Source organism: Limosilactobacillus portuensis (genome assembly GCF_014838735.1).
GTDB classification, from domain to species: Bacteria; Bacillota; Bacilli; order Lactobacillales; family Lactobacillaceae; genus Limosilactobacillus; species Limosilactobacillus portuensis.
Genome location: NZ_JABUXQ010000006.1, coordinates 62,676 through 79,975 on the forward strand (window position 1 = coordinate 62,676; position 17,300 = coordinate 79,975).

General features: G+C 40.4%; 16 protein-coding genes, 1 pseudogene and 1 other annotated feature. All 17 genes and pseudogenes read right to left on the bottom strand.

The genetic code is table 11. The annotated features are described in order from the left end of the window. Nucleotides 1-8 precede the first annotated feature (8 nt). Nucleotides 9-260: a hypothetical protein gene (locus tag HUK49_RS03050; RefSeq protein WP_191912607.1), complete on the bottom strand. Its 252-nt coding sequence runs from the start codon at nucleotides 258-260 to the stop codon at nucleotides 9-11. Beyond that, nucleotides 253-804 (bottom strand): NUDIX hydrolase, encoded by a 552-nt coding sequence (locus HUK49_RS03055; RefSeq protein WP_191912608.1) that lies wholly within the window; start codon nucleotides 802-804, stop codon nucleotides 253-255. Before HUK49_RS03055 ends, HUK49_RS03050 begins: the two co-directional genes overlap by 8 nt. Nucleotide 805: 1 nt before the next feature. Next, complete coding sequence (locus HUK49_RS03060; RefSeq protein WP_102169035.1) at nucleotides 806-1,021, bottom strand: cold-shock protein; 216 nt, start codon at nucleotides 1,019-1,021, stop codon at nucleotides 806-808. Between the two features lie 89 nt (nucleotides 1,022-1,110). Further along, nucleotides 1,111-3,906, bottom strand: a complete 2,796-nt coding sequence (gene ileS, locus HUK49_RS03065; protein WP_191912609.1) for an isoleucine--tRNA ligase — start codon at nucleotides 3,904-3,906, stop codon at nucleotides 1,111-1,113. 54 nt (nucleotides 3,907-3,960) lie between these two features. Beyond that, nucleotides 3,961-4,181, bottom strand: a binding site (T-box leader). Nucleotides 4,182-4,566: 385 nt separating this feature from the next. Then, nucleotides 4,567-5,152, bottom strand: a pseudogene (locus HUK49_RS03070) (DivIVA domain-containing protein); the annotation flags it as partial. A gap of 25 nt (nucleotides 5,153-5,177) precedes the next feature. Further along, nucleotides 5,178-5,963: a YlmH family RNA-binding protein gene (locus HUK49_RS03075; protein WP_191912610.1), complete on the bottom strand. Its 786-nt coding sequence runs from the start codon at nucleotides 5,961-5,963 to the stop codon at nucleotides 5,178-5,180. A 6-nt stretch (nucleotides 5,964-5,969) separates the two neighbouring features. After that, nucleotides 5,970-6,230, bottom strand: coding sequence for a YggT family protein (locus HUK49_RS03080; RefSeq protein WP_178695423.1), 261 nt, complete (start codon nucleotides 6,228-6,230; stop codon nucleotides 5,970-5,972). Between the two features lie 23 nt (nucleotides 6,231-6,253). Further along, nucleotides 6,254-6,658, bottom strand: a complete 405-nt coding sequence (locus HUK49_RS03085) for a cell division protein SepF (protein ID WP_191911584.1) — start codon at nucleotides 6,656-6,658, stop codon at nucleotides 6,254-6,256. Nucleotides 6,659-6,738: 80 nt separating this feature from the next. Further along, the gene (ftsZ, locus tag HUK49_RS03090; protein ID WP_102169030.1) at nucleotides 6,739-7,977 is read right to left on the bottom strand and encodes a cell division protein FtsZ; all 1,239 of its coding nucleotides are present in this window, start codon (nucleotides 7,975-7,977) and stop codon (nucleotides 6,739-6,741) included. Nucleotides 7,978-7,998: 21 nt separating this feature from the next. Further along, complete coding sequence (gene ftsA / locus HUK49_RS03095) at nucleotides 7,999-9,348, bottom strand: cell division protein FtsA (RefSeq protein ID WP_191912611.1); 1,350 nt, start codon at nucleotides 9,346-9,348, stop codon at nucleotides 7,999-8,001. 118 nt (nucleotides 9,349-9,466) lie between these two features. Then, the gene (locus tag HUK49_RS03100; protein ID WP_206705600.1) at nucleotides 9,467-10,297 is read right to left on the bottom strand and encodes a cell division protein FtsQ/DivIB; all 831 of its coding nucleotides are present in this window, start codon (nucleotides 10,295-10,297) and stop codon (nucleotides 9,467-9,469) included. Between the two features lie 11 nt (nucleotides 10,298-10,308). Next, nucleotides 10,309-11,409 (bottom strand): undecaprenyldiphospho-muramoylpentapeptide beta-N-acetylglucosaminyltransferase, encoded by a 1,101-nt coding sequence (murG, locus tag HUK49_RS03105; RefSeq protein ID WP_191912613.1) that lies wholly within the window; start codon nucleotides 11,407-11,409, stop codon nucleotides 10,309-10,311. Beyond that, the gene (gene murD, locus HUK49_RS03110; protein WP_191912614.1) at nucleotides 11,409-12,785 is read right to left on the bottom strand and encodes a UDP-N-acetylmuramoyl-L-alanine--D-glutamate ligase; all 1,377 of its coding nucleotides are present in this window, start codon (nucleotides 12,783-12,785) and stop codon (nucleotides 11,409-11,411) included. The genes murG and murD overlap by 1 nt, the downstream gene beginning before the upstream one ends. A gap of 22 nt (nucleotides 12,786-12,807) precedes the next feature. Further along, a complete protein-coding gene (gene mraY / locus HUK49_RS03115; RefSeq protein ID WP_191912615.1) occupies nucleotides 12,808-13,782 on the bottom strand; it encodes a phospho-N-acetylmuramoyl-pentapeptide-transferase in 975 nt (324 codons plus the stop codon). Nucleotides 13,783-13,796: 14 nt separating this feature from the next. Beyond that, nucleotides 13,797-15,950, bottom strand: coding sequence for a penicillin-binding protein (locus tag HUK49_RS03120; protein ID WP_191912616.1), 2,154 nt, complete (start codon nucleotides 15,948-15,950; stop codon nucleotides 13,797-13,799). Next, on the bottom strand, nucleotides 15,950-16,321 hold the full coding sequence (gene ftsL2 / locus HUK49_RS03125; RefSeq protein ID WP_191912617.1) for a cell division protein FtsL: 372 nt from the start codon (nucleotides 16,319-16,321) through the stop codon (nucleotides 15,950-15,952). The genes HUK49_RS03120 and ftsL2 overlap by 1 nt, the downstream gene beginning before the upstream one ends. 24 nt (nucleotides 16,322-16,345) lie before the next feature. Further along, nucleotides 16,346-17,296, bottom strand: a complete 951-nt coding sequence (gene rsmH, locus HUK49_RS03130) for a 16S rRNA (cytosine(1402)-N(4))-methyltransferase RsmH (RefSeq protein WP_191912618.1) — start codon at nucleotides 17,294-17,296, stop codon at nucleotides 16,346-16,348. Between the last annotated feature and the right edge of the window lie 4 nt (nucleotides 17,297-17,300).

Sequence of the window (17,300 nt, forward strand, 5' to 3'; positions counted from 1 at the left end):
CTTCATCCTTACTTTACAAAAAATAAAATTAAATAAACGATTATAATAGCGACTACTAAACTAATAATGGCAATATTTAACCGTTTTCGTAGCGGTTGCATCTTCTGCTCACTGGTTAGCTGTTCCTGCTCAATTTTCTGATCAGCACGAGAACGAGAAAGCTGTTGCTCCTCTTCACCATCATTAGAACCGGTCGTTTGTTGCTGACGATATTGTTGACGCGTCAGCCGCTCATTATTATTTTGCGGATCCTTATCCATGATTATTCATCCCTCGCCAATAATAAATTGCCATAATCGTCTTAGCGTCTTCGATTTGTCCTTCATCAATCATTTTTAATGCTTCATCAAGGGTTACCTTTTCTAATACCAGTTGCTCATCCCGATCTTGAGGCAATTCATTTTCCACCGGTGTTAGATCCGTCGCTAAGTATAGTGTCATGAATTCATCCATAACCCCGATTGATGTATAGAATGATGAAATTTTCTTGATTGTTCCTGCTTTAAGACGGGTTTCCTCATTCAATTCACGTTTAGCAGCATGAAGAGCATCACGACTATCACGTGAATCAACCTTTCCTGCAGGAATTTCTAAGGTCGTATTGTGGATTGGCGAGCGCCATTGCTTTTCCAAAATCATTTTGTGATCAGCAGTTAATGCCAGGATCGCCACTGCTGGAGCATGGTGGACAATTTCTCGTTGGGCTTTCAACCCCTTGGGAGTTTCAACCTCTTCAACAGCAACCTTAATCAACTTACCGTTAAAAACACTCTTCTCACTTAATGTTTTCTCTTCAAAATTCATTTTAATAGCCTCGCTTACTGAGCCGTTGAACATGTGCCGCTTGTGGTCCGCGTTTTCCTTGAACAATAACTAACGCAACTCGTTCTCCTGGAGTTAAAATTCTTAAGCCGTGGCCTTCAATTCCCGTATAATGGACGAAAACCTCACCTTCATGGGGAACATTGATAAATCCCCAACCCTTTTCACGATCAAAGCTTTTGACTGTGCCTTGTAACATTAATTTTACCTACAATAAAAAATACCAAGCAACATAAACGTCACTTGGTATTTTACAACGCTAACTAGGTATTTGTCATTGATGGACGACTATTTTTCTAGGCCTTCATCAACTGTTTCCGGGAAGCTTTCCCGAACTACCTTAGCACAACGAGCACAGAGAGTTGGGTAAGCTGGATCTGATCCGACATCCTCCTTAACCATCCGGCATCGTTGACAAGTTTCTCCTGGAGCAACACTTACCTTAACCGCAACGCCATCATTATATTGATCAGCATCATCAGCAGCTTCATCAAGAGAATGAAGGTTAAGCTTTGAAACTCCCAATAATAATTGAACATCCGTATCAAGGCTCTCTAATAGTTCCTTATTGTGCTCATTTACATAAAGGTCAACTTGCGCTTCTAATGACTTACCAATCATCTTAGCGTTCCGTGCCTCTTCAAGACTCTTCAAAACGTGTGAACGAACTCCCATAAATTCAGACCACTTATCTAATAGTCCTTCTTCACCATCAAAGTGGCGTGCTTCCGGAATTTCAGTTAATTGTACGAATTCTTCCGGTTCGTTCATATAGCTCCAAACTTCTTCAGTTGTGTGAGGCAAGATTGGAGTAAGCAACTTAACCATTGTTAACAAGATGTCATAGAAGACGGTTTGCATTGAACGTCGAGTTTGTGAATTTTCAGGTTCAATGTAGAGAACATCCTTTGCCACATTCATGTAGAAAGCTGACAAATCATTGTTAACAAAGTTAATTAATAACCGATAAGCATCAAGGAAGTCGTAGTTGTCAAAATCAGCTCGCATCTTTTCAAGGAAATGATTAAGCTTAACGAGCATGTACTGATCTACGGAATTCAAATATTCGTAGGAAACGGTATTTTCATTTGCATCGAAATCACTAGTATTAGCAAGCAAGAACCGGAAAGTATTCCGTAACTTCCGGTATGCTTCTGAAATCTGTTGGAAGGTTCCCATTGAAACCCGCACATCAGCGGAGGTATCAGCACTCATTACCCAGAGACGAATAATTTCGGCACCCATTTGTTGGACAACCTTATTTGGATCGATAACGTTTCCTTGTGACTTACTCATCTTGTTACCACGCTTATCAAGGGTAAATCCTTGGGAAACAATTTCCTTATATGGAGCGTGACCAGAACAAACAACACTAGTAATCAAGCTGGAATTGAACCATCCACGGTACTGATCGGATCCTTCAAGATAAAGGTCAGCTGGATAAGTCAAGTAATCCCGTTCAGCGAGAACCCCTTGATGGGAAGAACCAGAGTCAAACCAAACGTCCATAATATCGGTTTCCTTAGTAAACTTACCATGAGGTGAATGTTCGTTAGTGTATCCTTCTGGGAGAAAATCCTTTGCGTCACGTTCAAACCAAACGTTAGAGCCATATTTTCTAAAGAGATCTGCAACATGATTGATCGTTTCTTCTTCCATGATTGGTGTACCATCTTCAGCGTAGAAGATTGGCAGTGGCACACCCCAAACACGTTGCCGTGAAATTACCCAGTCACCACGATCCTTAATCATATTGCGAAGACGAACTTTCCCCCATTCTGGGTGGTACTTAACATCTTCTAAAGCGTCCAGGATATTTTGACGCATCTTTTCAATGGATACAAACCACTGATCCGTTGCCCGGAAAATGATTGGCTTCTTTGTTCGCCAGTCGAATGGATAACTGTGTTTTAATGGTTCTTCAAGAAGAAGGGCATTATTATCTTCAAGTTTTTGCAGTGAGATATCATCAGCCTTTTGGTAGAAGACACCATCAAAGTCGTCACCATTTTCTTTGGTCAGGACACCCTGATCATTGATTGGGGCGAAAATTGGCAAGTCATATTTTTTACCAAAGTTGTAGTCATCGTCACCATATCCGGGAGCGGTGTGAACAAGTCCAGTACCTGCATCAGCAGTAACGTAATCAGCAATTCCAACCAAAAGCTCACGGTCAAGGTATGGGTGCTGAGTAGTTAATCCTTCCAGATCCTTACCGGCGACATGTTTAACTACTTGGTAATCTTCCCAACCAAGTTTCTCTGCTAAACCTTCCAAAAGCTCTGTTGCAACAACAAACTTCCGATCATCATTAGCTGGCTTAACAACTGAGTAGTCAAACTTGGCATTTACCGCTACCGCTTCAGATGCTGGAACTGTCCATGGAGTAGTAGTCCAAACAACTAGGTAGGTGTTACTGTCAAGAACGCCCTTGCCTTCTTTAACTTGTTCAGCAAAGAAAGCTGTCTTAGCAGTGACATCGTGGTATTCAACTTCAGCTTCTGCTAATGCTGATTCAGATGACCATGACCAGTAAACCGGCTTTTTAGCTTGGTACAAGAGACCCTTCTTAGCAAATTCACCAAAGACACGAATTTGTGCAGCTTCAAATTCTTTATCCAAAGTTAGGTACGGGTGATTCCAGTCACCGCTAACTCCCAACCGTTTGAAGTCTTTGCGTTGTTTGTCAACTTGTTCCAAAGCGTACTTCCGACAAAGGTCACGAAATTCTGTTAAGCTCATCTTCTTCCGGTCATAACCAGCCTTCGTCAATTGGTGTTCAATTGGCAACCCATGAGTATCCCAACCAGGAACGTATGGTGAGCGGAAGCCACTCATTGACTTGTAACGAACGATAAAGTCCTTAGAAATCTTATTCATGGCGTGACCAATGTGAATATTACCATTGGCATATGGAGGACCATCGTGAAGAACAAACGTTGGCTTTCCCTCATTTAATTTTTGTCGTAATTCATATACTTTATTTTCTTCCCAAACACTTTCACGTTGTGCTTCAGTGACTGGTAATTTCCCTCGCATTGGGAACTTGGTCTTCCCCAAGTTTAATGTGTCTTTAACTCGCATATGCAATTCTCCTTCCTCAATTAACAATTAATAACTAAAAAAACTCCATCCCATCACTGGGACGAAGTTTTCCGTGGTACCACCCGTTTTCAGGATATTTAGTTAATCTAATATCCCCTCAACCATTGTTTAACGGTAATGAACCGACCTGATTTAAATATATTCAATCAAGTACTCAGGACCGATCAAGTAAAACAATACTAAATATTAGCCTCACACCATTTGCTAACTCGCTGAATCATTCTTGTCTTACTAATGTCCTTCGACGTTTTCGTTACTAATTATTACAATTTAATTTAAACAACTAGTTATTATCTGGGAAAACAACGACAGTGTCACCCTCATCTTCACTATTGCTTGATTCGGTAGACGAGGACGCAACAGAATCATTGGTTGTCGTTGATTGTGCCTCGCTCTCATCACTTTGCGCTACTGTTGAAGTATCGGCAAATGCTGAAGCAAAGTCGGTAGGTGAATTAAAGGAAATTGTTTCTGCAGAACTAGCAGGAGCACTTTCACTTTCTTCTGATTTAACAACAACCTCTGAATCTGACGGAACGGCTGAATCGGATGCAACGTTACTTTCAATTGCAACACTGCCTGAAGTAGTCTCATCCGCAACAGTAGCAGTTGTACTTTCAGATTCAAAATCACTAGTTGTAATTGAGGTTGATTCTACACTTTCACCCGAATTATTGTCAAGACGAGTTCCCAAAATATTTTGAATTTCTCCATATTTATCAATATCATCGTTTGCTAATAACTTATCCCATTCATCACTCTTAACGACTTCCAATTGGGATTCAAGCATTACTTGTAGCCGCTGACGGAAGATCCGCGTTTGTTTCTTTAAGTCACTAGTTTCTGAAGTTAACTTTCGAGTCCCCTCTGCAGTATTTTCAACAATTTGATTAGCCTTTTCGTTAGCCGTTGAAACAATGTCAGTTGCTTGTTTTTGAGCTTCACGCACCATAATATCAGCTTCACGCTTGGCATTGTTTTTAACTTTATCGGCAGCTTCTTGAGCAACCAAAATTGACTTATTCAGTGAATCCTTTAATTCACTAAAGTATTTCAACTTGCTTTCATCGGCCTTGACCTTTTCTTGTAGTGTCCGATTTTGATCAGTCAATTCCTGAACTGTTTGTGCAACTTCCTTAATAAAGTCATTCACTTCAGTTGGATTGTAGCCACGCATTTTAGTGTTAAATTGGATTTGATTAATTTCATCTACAGTTAAACTCATCGGTTTTTCCTCCATGTGCTCTTAATTAAGCGCGAATAATTGATAAAGTAATCCGCTGCTTATTTTTTCTAGTAATGCTCCCAACCTGATCCATTCTTAAACGACCAGCATGTCTAACGGACAACATATCATGTTCCCGGACTAAATAATCCGGTCGTTGCATTTCTTCCCAGTTAATTTGAACAAAGCCATGTTCTAATAACTGTTTTGCCCGATTACGGGAATAGTTAAATCCTGCTGCAATTACCGCATCAATTCTTAGTGACGAAACAGTGGTTGATACCTGTTCCCAATCATCTTCAGGAACAATTAACTCTTCAAGTGGGATCGGTTTCCATTTTACCTTAATCTTGCCAACGTGATCGATTCGCTCATGAACAAACCGAGCCATCTGATTAGTAACCATCACTTGCCACCGTTTTCCATCAGTAACGATATCACCAAATGACGCTCGTTCTAATCCCTCACCTAATAATGTTCCCATTATTTGCCGGTGATGAAGTTCAGCAAATTTTTGCGGATAGTCAACTTCTAAGCCCGTAACTGCAAAGTCAGCTACCTGTGGCTGATAATACGACGGGAAAAAGAGCAACCGCTGCATTTCGGCATTTTGCCAGCCACCAAACGATTTCAGTTTAACGTTGTCATCACTATTAACAAGTGTTTGCGCAATATATTGCTGCCGAGGATTAAGAAATGGTGTTAATACCGGACGATACTGATCATTAGCCTGGACGATCCAATCACTGATCTGATCAATAATTGGCCCTTCATCGGCACGGAAATGTTGTTTTATATTCAATTCATCCATTATCTATTAAATCATCATGGTAATTGCTTTTAGCCCATACTGAACAAGGTAAAGAACAAAGATCGCTACAATCGGCGAAAAACTGATTCCTCCTAATGGCGGAATGAAGTCAAACCACCGCATATACGGTTCTACCAACCGATTGACAATCTCTCCCAAACGACTTCCTCTTGCATTTGGAAACCATGATAGCAAGCACCAAATGACAATCACCAGGATATAAATATCAATTAGTTGGTAAATTACCCAGGCTAAAAAATTAATAATTGCCATTACAAGCTCCTTTTCCGCTAAATTTTATCCGGATCATTTTTAAGCGTATCCGATAAATTACCAGAAACCTCAAAATTTTTTGGTGTACAAAGGAATATTTCTTTCCCGATCCGCTTAATATCACCATTAATTGCAAAAACAGTTCCGTTCAAAAAGTCAACAATTCGACTAGCCACTTTGGCATCCATTTGAGAAAAGTTAACAATTACTGCTCGATCGTTTAATAATTGATCAGCAATTTGTTTAACATCCGCATAGAGTCGCGGTTCATACAACGCAATTTTGCTTGAACGTTGACGAACACTATTCATTGAAACAACCTTGTTATCTCCTTGAGGAACAGGAGTCTGTTCATCATAATATTCTTCTTGATTATCAGAGTCACCATCACTAAAAAGACTCTTAAAAAGATTATTAGCCATCTCAATTCCTCCTAACCTTTCTAAAATTACGAAATGGGAGATACCCTAAATAGTGCTTCTCCCCATCTTTTACCTATTCATTATTGACGACGATTCTTAAAGAATGGTGGTGTTGACAAGTTATCATCGTCATCATCAGTTGCGGCAGAATCATCATTAAAAACATTAAATTCTGGCTTCTTTACGTGTGAAAATTCATTATCCGCTTGTTCATTTGAATCATTGATTCCTGCAGTTGGATCATTCCAACCATCAAAAGGATCATCTGATGCATTTTCTTGACTCGACTTACTATCATCACTCTTAGGTTCTTCACTTACTGGAGCAACGTGTTGAGCTGGGTGAGCTTTCTTGCTCTTCTTTGCATCAATTCCCGTAGCAATTACGGTTACCCGCACTTCATCGCCAAGGGATTCATTCAGCGACATCCCAAATGAAATATCAACATTTGTGCCAGCAGCTTGTTTAATTACATCAGAAGCTTCTTGAGCTTCAAACATTGAAAGATCCTTGCCTCCAGTAATATCCATTAAGACATGCTGTGCACCAGAAATTGACACTTCAAGAAGTGGTGAAGAGATTGCCTTTTTAGTAGCTTCAGTAGCACGGTTTTCTCCCGTTGCGCTACCAACACCCATTAAGGCAGAACCTTGGTTAGACATCAATGTCTTAATATCAGCAAAGTCCAAGTTGATGTAACCAGGAGTAACGATCAAGTCAGAAATCCCCTGAACACCCTGACGAAGAACGTTATCTGCTTCCTTAAACGCTTCCATCATTGGAGTCTTTTTATCAATCATTTCAAGCAAGCGGTTATTAGCAACAATAATCAAAGTATCTACGTTCGCCTTTAATTTTGCCAATCCTTCACTAGCAAACTTGTCCCGCCGTGGTCCTTCAAAAGAGAATGGTCGGGTAACAACACCGACTGTTAATGCACCACTATCTTTAGCGATTTTAGCGACTACTGGAGCAGCACCGGTTCCAGTACCACCACCCATTCCAGCGGTGATAAATACCATATCTGAGCCTTCAAGTGCCTTTTGAATTTGTTCTTCACTTTCTTCAGCGGCCTTATCACCTACTTCAGGATTAGAACCAGCACCAAGTCCCTTAGTCAACTTAGGTCCTAATTGGATCTTTGTTTGTGCTTGTGAGGCATTTAGTGCTTGCAGATCAGTATTAGCAACAATAAAGTCGACACCCTGAACCTTTTCGGTAATCATTCGGTTTACGGCATTACCGCCACCACCGCCGACACCAATAACCTTAATTTTAGCTCCGGCAAATTGATTTTCCATTGAATTCTCGTTATCCATTCGACACCCTCCGTTAATTTATTAATCGAATAAGTTATTAAAGAGGCTCTTGAACTTATTACTGAACGAGCCATCTTTCTTTTTTGTATTTTGTTCTCGATCAGCCCGTTTTTGGATCGGTCTGCTATTGCTATTAACAGCACTTTCACTTTGGGGTTGATGATTACCATTATTATTTTCTGGCGTAGTCTTACCAAAATCAGCTTCTTGAACGACTTGCTTAATCAATCGATCAATCCCGGACAGCCGATCTTCATAAAGCCCAAGCGCGTAACTAATAGCAAAGCGTGGGTGACGAATTCCCATCTGTTCAGGAACAAAGACTTTAACGTTACCCGAAAAGTATTGCTTAGCTAGTGATCTAATACCTGGTAGAGCAGCAACACCACCAATTAAAATCACTCCACCTGGTAACTCAGGAGCATTAATCCGTTCCAATTGACGCGCAACCCGGTTAAAGATTTGCCGAACTCGAGCTTCAATAACCTCTGAAAGGTAACGTTCACTATATTGAACCGGCTTATCCTGACCAACAACGTCAACATCAATCTGAACATCATCATCTGCTTGGGTACTATCCGCAAAACCATGATCCCGTTTTAATTGCTCAGCATTTTTCAACGAAGTGTTTAAAACGGTTGAAATATCCTTAGTGATATACTGACCACCCTCTGGATCAACGTAACTGTACTTTAATTGGTGATCATGGATAATACTCGTTGTTGTTTGACCACCACCGAGATCAATTACGATTGTCCCAAAGTCTTGTTCACCATCATTAAGCAGGTTAAATCCTGTTGCAATTGGTGCAACAACAAAATCACGAACAGTGTAGCCAGCCTTTTGGATCGCTTTTTTGGCATTATGGATAATCGTTTTTGGACCGGTATAGAGAGTTCCCTTCATCTCAAGACGAACCCCAACCATTCCGCGGGGATCTTTAATTCCATCAAAGCCATCAACAGTGAATTCTGTTGGCACTAGATCAATTACCGTTCTTTCAGGCGGGATACTTTGTGTTAACGCTTCTCGTGCTAAATTCAAGACATCTTGATCAACAATTTCACGTGATTGACCATTATCAGCAATGGTAATCATTCCGTGAACCCGTTGCATTTGTAAATAATTTGCTGGCAAACCAACAATAACTTGTTTAATGTCTATATTGGACTTCTCCTCAGCCTGAGCAATCGCATTTGAAATTGCGCGAGCAGTCTTATCAATATCAACTATTACACCGCGACTCATGCCTGCCGCTGGCTCAACACCGACACCAATGACCTTAATTTGCCCCTTAACATTTTCACATACTAATGCTTTTATCGAGGTGGTTCCAATATCTAACCCAACATAAACCTCAGAATTATCCATTGAGAGGAACCTCCTAAATTTTTTACACTAAAATAATATTTTAATTTATTAGTCTAGTTTAGATTTTACCATAGTTAATCACTTGTAAAAAAAGATCTTCGCAAGTTTTTTAATAAATTCATTTATCTTTTGACCCATAGTCATAAGAATATGCTCCAACCCGCAAATCGACAACTCCTTGTCCCTTCATTTTAGTGAGGATTGATGGATAATATTTTAGCTTATCGCCAACATTCGTTAAATTGGCTTTAACCGTATTGCCATCTTTCATATACAAAATAATTTGGTGGGGAGACTCCTTAGTCGGTTGGTACTCTATTGAAGAAATCCCATGATAGATAACTGGCTTTAATTTGCCAAGCTGTTGTCCCAGGATTTTTAGCTGTTCACGATCCTTTTCAAATCCTTTAAAGTCAATATTGGTATTTTGTGCTGTTGTTAATTGCAGTTGACCATTCGTTAAAACAGCATATTTTTGCTTGCCAATTTGACCTTCTCCCAGTAAATGATTTTCCGTAATCGCTACATGGACGCTTTGGGGTCCGCGTAATTTAACCTTTAGCGACCTAATTTGTGGATCCCTTATTTTAGCCTCACGCTCTAAATGCCGCTGTGCTAAAAATGCTGTCCAAATCAACCTGCCTCGCCAAATAGTGGTTGCTTTTTCGACCCGTTCATTCGATAATTCATTGTTTCCACTTATCGTAATATCAGTAACTTTACTTAATGGAGAAATAATATATATCATTATCAGCAAAATGATCCCGAAAAACCATGCCAGGACACTAATTCTTTTTTTACTAGAGTTTCGACGCTGCTTTTTTATTCCAACAACCTTATTGCTTATTGGTTGGTGTTCTCTTGCTTGCGCTGAGTTATTCTGCCTCTCTAAATGAGCTAATCGTTGTGAGTAACGACGGTGCTCTGGAATAAAATTGTCTCTCGTCATTTTACTCACCACTAATGTTCATTAATTGCTTTATGAAGGACTGCAATTAACTCATCAGCAGCTTGTGGATGGCCAATTTTACGGGAAGCATCAGCCATTTTGGTGCGAAGATCTTTGTTTTCCATAATTTTATCTGCTTGAAGTAACAATGCCCTACTATCTAGCTTATCCTCAGTAATCATTACTGCTGCATTCTTTCGTACTAATGATTGAGCGTTCTTCACCTGATGATTAGCAGTTACATATGGGCTAGGAATCAAAATTGTTGGAACTCCCAACGCAGTTACCTCCGCAATTGTTGTTGCTCCAGCACGCGAAACTAGAGCGGCTACTTTAGGCATCTTAGCTGGCATATCCTTGATATATGGAACTACCTTAACGTTTTTACCAACATTTACTCCCTGAAGCTGTTTCTTAATATTATCGTACCGTTTTTGGCCAGTCGCAAAAATCACTTGATATGGTCGCTTGCTAAGTTCGGGAATTGCATCAACTACTGTTGTGTTAATCTTCGGTGCACCCTGACTACCACCAAATACCATTAATGTCGGAACATCGTCCTTCAATCCATATTCTTTCCAGGAAAAGGTACTGGCAGTCTGAGAAGCAACCTGTTGAGCACGTGGGTTACCGGTCATCGTTACTTTTCCTTCGGGGAATTGGTTCCTAGCGGCTTCAAAAGCAATTGCAATTTGATCAACATACCGGCTTAAGAACTTATTCGTTACTCCCACAACACTGTTTTGTTCATGAATAACGGTTGGAATATGTTGCTTAGCCGCAGCATACAGTACAGCACCACTAACATACCCTCCCGTCCCCAAAACAACATCGGGTTTAAAGTCGCGAATAATTTTCTTTGCATGGTGAACAGAACGGAGAAACAGATAAACCGTCTTGAAATTTTCAAGCGAGAGTGACCGTTTGAACCCCTGCATGTGCATCGTTTCAAGCTTGATTCCTGCGTCAGGAACAATTTTATTTTCGAGGCCGCGAGTAGTTCCCACGTAAAGGACTTCAGTATCTGGTTCAACCTGCTTTAAACGTTCGATTAAGGCTAGCGCTGGATAGATGTGACCACCAGTACCACCTCCAGAAACAAGTAACCGCATTATTTCCCCTCCTTTGTTTTAATTAGAGTATCAACTGCTTCGATAAACTTATCACCGCGAACTTCAAAACTGGGGAACTGGTCCCAACTAGCGTTAGCAGGTGAAAGAAGAATAACGTCTCCTGGATCGCTAACTTTCCAAGCCTCTGGAACAGCAGTAATAGCATTTTCGCTTTCAATAATGGTTGGGATCTCCGCTTGTTCAGCGGCATCCTTCATCTTATCCTTACACTGACCAAACACAATGATTGCTTTGACATGCTTCTTGAAGTACGGTACCAGGCGTTCAAAGGTATATCCTCGATCCAGCCCACCAGCAAGTAAGATCACTGGTTGCTCAAATCCTTGAAGAGCGACCTCAGTTGCTTCAATGTCAGTTGACTTAGAATCATTGTAGAACCGTCGTCCTTGGTAATCAGTTACGTACTGAAGACGATGACGAACCCCGCTAAAGCTTGTCAGGACATCAACAATATCCTGGTTAGTTACACCACTCAACTTAGCAGCAGCAATTGCGGCTAACGCATTTTCAACATTCTGTGGGCCAATGAGGCGAATATCCTTGGCAGCCATAATGTAGTCACCACGCCAATAGATCTTCCCATCTTCCTCATAAGAACCATCATGACTCTTATTCTGACGTGAGAAAGGAACAATTGTTGCTTGTGAACGACGAGCAATTTGTTGCCACTCATCACGATCCCAGTTCATTATGAGATAATCAGCACTTGTTTGGTTTCGCGTAATATTTAATTTAGCGTTAATATAATTTTCTCGAGTTTTATGGTAATCAAGGTGGTTAGAAAAAATATTCGTAATGATTGCGATATGGGGATGAATCGTTGGTGCTCCTAACAATTGAAAACTAGAAAGCTCCGTTACCAACGTATCTTCCGGACCTAATTTTGCAGCAACCTTGCTGAAAGAGACGCCAATATTACCGGCATATTCTACCCGGTGAGCATTACTCTTAGCAATCATTAGTTGCGTCAACGTTGTTGTAGTCGTTTTCCCATTACTTCCCGTAACACTAACAAGATGGCCTTCAAAGATTTCCCATCCCAATTCTGCCTCAGTAATAATTGGGACCTTTTTTTCGACGAATTTAGCAACTAGTGGATTATCATAGGGAATTCCTGGATTCTTTACAACAATATCAAAGCCTTCTTCTGCAAGGCTAAGTGGGTTAGAACCAGTAATTACTTTAATCCCTTCATTTTCTAAGTTTTCGACTACTGATGGATCCTTAGGAGTTGCTTGATCGTTAGCAACCACATTTGCACCAAGTTCTTTTAACAAGTGAGCAGCATTAAGCCCACTAATTCCGAATCCCATTACGAGAACTTTTTTATTACTATATGTTGTTACTTTTTTCATTTTTCTAGCCACCTGGTTAAAGTTAAATATTAAAGATTAAAATACTTGCCACTGCAATAATTGAAGCAATTAAGCCTACACACCAAAAAACAATATCAATTTTCCATTCACTCCATCCACACAGTTCAAAATGGTGGTGAATTGGGGTCATTTTAAAGATCCGCTTTCCGGTAAGCTTAAATGAGGCAACCTGCATAATTACACTAGCAGTTTCACAAACATAAACAATTCCAATTACCAACAGTGACCATTCGTGATGAAGCAGTAATGAAACAGCAGCTAAAGAAGCCCCAATTGCCAGCGATCCCATGTCACCCATAAAAATCTTCGCAGGCTTATGATTGTACGGGAAGAAACCACAAAGCGTCCCGATCATTGCTAAACAGAAAAGAGCAATTTCAGCATAGCCTGGTTGATTGATGTTAACCAACGCAATAATTAAGTAGGCAAGAAATGAAATAATGGATAAGCCACTGACTAAACCATCTAAACCATCAGTTAAGTTAACGGCATTGGAGAAGCCAACAATCCAGAAGATAATAAAGAGCCCGTACCACCAACCAATTTGACTACTTCCAAAGCCCATTTGGAACCCTTCATGCTGATAAATTACCGTAAAGACCATTGCAGCAATTACCTGGCACAAAGCTTTTTGCCATGCCTTAAATCCTTCGTTTTGGTGGTGAAAGATCTTAATGCTGTCATCCCACATTCCGATCAAACCATAAACAACAAGAATGAAGAGGAGTGCCCACATGGTATTAGTCAGCATTCCTAAGAAACCACCAACAACTAAAATGGTAATCACAGCAGAAATAATAAACAAGAGGCCTCCCATTGTAGGAGTTCCGGCCTTCTTAGCATGCCACTTTGGTCCCTCTTTTCGGATTTGCTGCCCTTCCTTTTTTGCACGAAAATAACGAATTAACGAGGGCATTAATAGAAAAGTGATTAAAAACGAACAAACTAATGTTACTACAATACTAATAAAATTCATGTTTTCCTCCTAGATTAATGCCGAGAAGAATACTCGACAGTCAGCGTTGATGACTTCTTTACACTATCATTAGCCTTGATACTTTGCTTTGTAACGTAGCCAGAGCCCTTTTCCTTCAACTTAATTCCCATCATTTGAGTAAGTTTTTGAACATCATTGGAACTCCAGTTACTGATGTCGGGCATCTTATATTCTCCTCCGGTATCTAAAATAATCCGTTGATTAATTAGGGAAGGTTGCCCGCTAGCAACTGATTGATGCTTGACCCTTTGGCCTGATCCAATAACAACCGGGATAAGGTGCTTTTTATTAAGTCGATCACTTGCGGCCTGTGATGATTGGTTAATCATGTCAGGAACCTTAACAATACCAGAATTCTTTTGCTTAGTACTCTTTTGTCGACTAAGAATAAATTTCATTGTTGGGTTAAAGACTTCTGCAATCATCTTCGTTGCTGGTTTACTTAGGTTATGCGGCTTTCGTAGCGTTACGTACATTACATAGCGCGGATTATTGGCAGGTGCGATCCCAACAAATGAGTAAAGGTAACTACTATCACTATTACCATATCCTCCAGCACCACCAATTTGCGCAGTCGCCGTTTTCCCCGCAATTTTATAACCATCAATTTGATAATCATGACCAAGGCCTTTTTGATCATAAATAACTCCCTCCATCATCTTAACGACTTTTTTAGAGGTTGAGGCTTTGATTGGTTGACCAACCTTCTTCGGGGTTACTTTTTGGATTGTTTTTCCTTGATTATCGGTTACTTTATCAATAATGTACGGCTTCATCATCTTACCATTATTAGCAATTGCACTAAAGCCCTGTATCATTTGCATTACATTTACAGTAATTCCTTGACCAAATGCGGTGTTGGCTTGTTGAAGGATTCCCTTAAAAGCACTATAGCCACTAACTTCATTATTCATTCCCTCAACATTCACCTTGTTAAACATTCCAAAGCGGGTTAAATACTTTTTCCAAGTTTTGGCCCCCATATTTTGTTCAACATGGGCAAAACCAACGTTACTTGATAAGTCAAAAGCATCCTTATATGAAATTACTCCCCATCCAGATGTTTGCCAGTCAGTAACCTTACCCCCGCCGATCTGCCAGGTTCCAGAATTAAAGGTTGCGTTGGGGTCAAAGTGCCCGGAATCAATTGCTGCACTTAGGGCAAATGTCTTCATCGTGGAACCTGGTTCATATACATCCTGAACAAGCATGTTCCGCCAAACGGGATCCTTTTTGGAACGCAGTGTCGGCCGCTGAGATGCAGCAATGATTTTACCGGTTTTGGCATCCATAACCACCGCGGTCATTGACTCTGCCTTTGATTCCTTAAATACCCGGGTCATTTTATTTTCCATAATATGCTGAACCTTAGCGTCAAGGGTTGTGTAAATATTATCCCCATTGACCGCCTTTTTTACTACCCGGTTACTATTAGCTAAACTATAGCCATAGACATCTTTCTTGTCCTGGCGAAGTCCATTCTTTCCCGTTAACTTTTTATTGAAATAACTTTCAAGACCGACCTGACCAACCAGTGTCATTTGTCCCGTTTGCTTATTGGTTATTTGGGGTGTTGCCATTCCAATTATCTGCGATGCAAATTCTCCCTCTGGATATGACCGAGCTGGTGTTGCAATAAACCCGATTCCTGGAAGCTTTTCCGCTTTAATCTGCTGCATTTTGGCAACCGATAAGTTCGCACCAGCACTCCCAAATTCAACCTGATAAGACTGTCCCTTTTTAGAGAGAGTCTTAAGGATTTCTGACTCTGGCATTTTAATGTACTTAGCGAGGATCTTTGCTGTTCGTTTTTTATTTTTCACGTATAACAGTTTCCCATCCGCAGAGCGCTGACTCTTATCTAAAACAGCATAAAGTGTGTACCTACTGGTATCTGTCGCTAAAACTGAACCATGCTGATCATAGATATTCCCCCGTTTGGCAAGAATGGTTCTTCTTTGGGTATAGATCTGTTCAGCTTGAGAACGGAGGTTAACGTGTTGAACATCCTTTGTAATTGCAATATACGCAAAACGAACGATAAATAACGTAAACATTGCAACTACTATTATGAAGAGCCACTTACCAAAAGTTTCTCTGTTGCCGTTATTTCCGTTATTTTTCGTTCGTTGAGTCATCTTATTCATTATTTATTAACGTTCCTTACGTTTGAATTATGATCCACTAATCCATACTTTTTAGCAGCTGACCGCAATTGAGACTGACTCGTCATTTCAGCAATTGCTTGCCGATGACTAGCATTATCATTTTTTGCTTGATATACCTTCGTTTGCAGATCTTGTAATTGATGCTGACGAGTATTAATTGTGTTTTTAGTTGATAGGAGTGAAATTGTTAAACATAAGGTTACAATACTACAAACAGCAACTAGCCCGCGTTCAAAATTTGACCAGGTAACCGTCTTAACAGCAGGCCCCAATTGCTGGCGAGCTTGGGCACCAGGATCAGTTGTCCTCGGCTGATCACGCGAAATCCTTTTTGCAGTATTTGAAACCATCTCAATCACTTTCCTTTTGTATTTTTACTTCTTTATTCTTTCAATTATCCGTAACTTAGCACTGTGAGCACGGTGATTATCAGCTAATTCTTCTTGACTAGGAAGGATTGGCTTCTTATTAATTAATTTAAATTTAGGTTGCATTTCTGGCGGAATTACCGGCAAACCTGGTGGTAACTCATCAGCTAATGAGACCTGTTCATGAAACATTGTTTTTACTAACCGGTCCTCTAATGACTGAAAAGTTATCACACTAATTCGACCACCAACGTTAAGCAATTCGAGGGCCTGCTCCAATGAATCTTCTAACGCTCCCAATTCATCGTTAACCGCAATTCTAATTGCCTGAAAAGTCTTTTTTGCCGGGTGACCACCATGTCGACGAGCGGCTGCAGGAATAGCTTCCTTTATCACATCAACAAGCTCAAAAGTGGTTTTAATTGGCTTGCTCTCTCGGCGTCGTTCTATCTTACGCGCAATTTGTTTAGCAAACCGTTCTTCGCCATAACGGTAAAGAATCTTGACCAGCTTTTCATATGGCCATTCATTAACAACATTCATTGCAGAAAGGGCCTGCTGTTGATTCATCCGCATATCTAATGGCGCATCCAGCTTATAGCTAAAGCCCCGTTGCGCATCATCGAATTGTGGTGATGATACTCCCAGATCATATACGACTCCATCAACACTCTTAACACCGCTTTTCGACAGTGCCGTCTCCAAATTGCGAAAATTATCTTTAATTAGGATTGAACGACCATCATTAATGAATTTTTTTAAGTGCTGTTGATTATATTTGATTGCTGTCTGATCCTGATCAAATGAGTACAAGCGACCAGTTGTTAACTGGTTGAGGATTGCCGAACTATGACCCCCACCACCTAATGTGGCATCGACATAGGTTCCATCTGGGTGGACATTTAGACCAGCAACAGCTTCATTTAATAATACTGTTACATGTTTGAACTCTGTCATCAAA

What these genes read in the sequence shown, in the direction of transcription:
- ileS (WP_191912609.1), bottom strand. Translation starts at nt 3,906, where the DNA reads ATGCGAGTTAAAGACACATTAAACTTGGGGAAGACCAAGTTCCCAATG.
- HUK49_RS03075 (WP_191912610.1), bottom strand. Translation starts at nt 5,963, where the DNA reads ATGGATGAATTGAATATAAAACAACATTTCCGTGCCGATGAAGGGCCA.
- ftsL2 (WP_191912617.1), bottom strand. Translation starts at nt 16,321, where the DNA reads ATGGTTTCAAATACTGCAAAAAGGATTTCGCGTGATCAGCCGAGGACA.
- HUK49_RS03055 (WP_191912608.1), bottom strand. Translation starts at nt 804, where the DNA reads ATGAATTTTGAAGAGAAAACATTAAGTGAGAAGAGTGTTTTTAACGGT.
- murD (WP_191912614.1), bottom strand. Translation starts at nt 12,785, where the DNA reads ATGAAAAAAGTAACAACATATAGTAATAAAAAAGTTCTCGTAATGGGA.
- HUK49_RS03085 (WP_191911584.1), bottom strand. Translation starts at nt 6,658, where the DNA reads ATGGCTAATAATCTTTTTAAGAGTCTTTTTAGTGATGGTGACTCTGAT.
- rsmH (WP_191912618.1), bottom strand. Translation starts at nt 17,296, where the DNA reads ATGACAGAGTTCAAACATGTAACAGTATTATTAAATGAAGCTGTTGCT.
- HUK49_RS03060 (WP_102169035.1), bottom strand. Translation starts at nt 1,021, where the DNA reads ATGTTACAAGGCACAGTCAAAAGCTTTGATCGTGAAAAGGGTTGGGGA.
- HUK49_RS03120 (WP_191912616.1), bottom strand. Translation starts at nt 15,950, where the DNA reads ATGAATAAGATGACTCAACGAACGAAAAATAACGGAAATAACGGCAAC.
- murG (WP_191912613.1), bottom strand. Translation starts at nt 11,409, where the DNA reads ATGCGGTTACTTGTTTCTGGAGGTGGTACTGGTGGTCACATCTATCCA.
- mraY (WP_191912615.1), bottom strand. Translation starts at nt 13,782, where the DNA reads ATGAATTTTATTAGTATTGTAGTAACATTAGTTTGTTCGTTTTTAATC.
- ftsZ (WP_102169030.1), bottom strand. Translation starts at nt 7,977, where the DNA reads ATGGATAACGAGAATTCAATGGAAAATCAATTTGCCGGAGCTAAAATT.
- HUK49_RS03100 (WP_206705600.1), bottom strand. Translation starts at nt 10,297, where the DNA reads ATGACGAGAGACAATTTTATTCCAGAGCACCGTCGTTACTCACAACGA.
- ftsA (WP_191912611.1), bottom strand. Translation starts at nt 9,348, where the DNA reads ATGGATAATTCTGAGGTTTATGTTGGGTTAGATATTGGAACCACCTCG.
- HUK49_RS03050 (WP_191912607.1), bottom strand. Translation starts at nt 260, where the DNA reads ATGGATAAGGATCCGCAAAATAATAATGAGCGGCTGACGCGTCAACAA.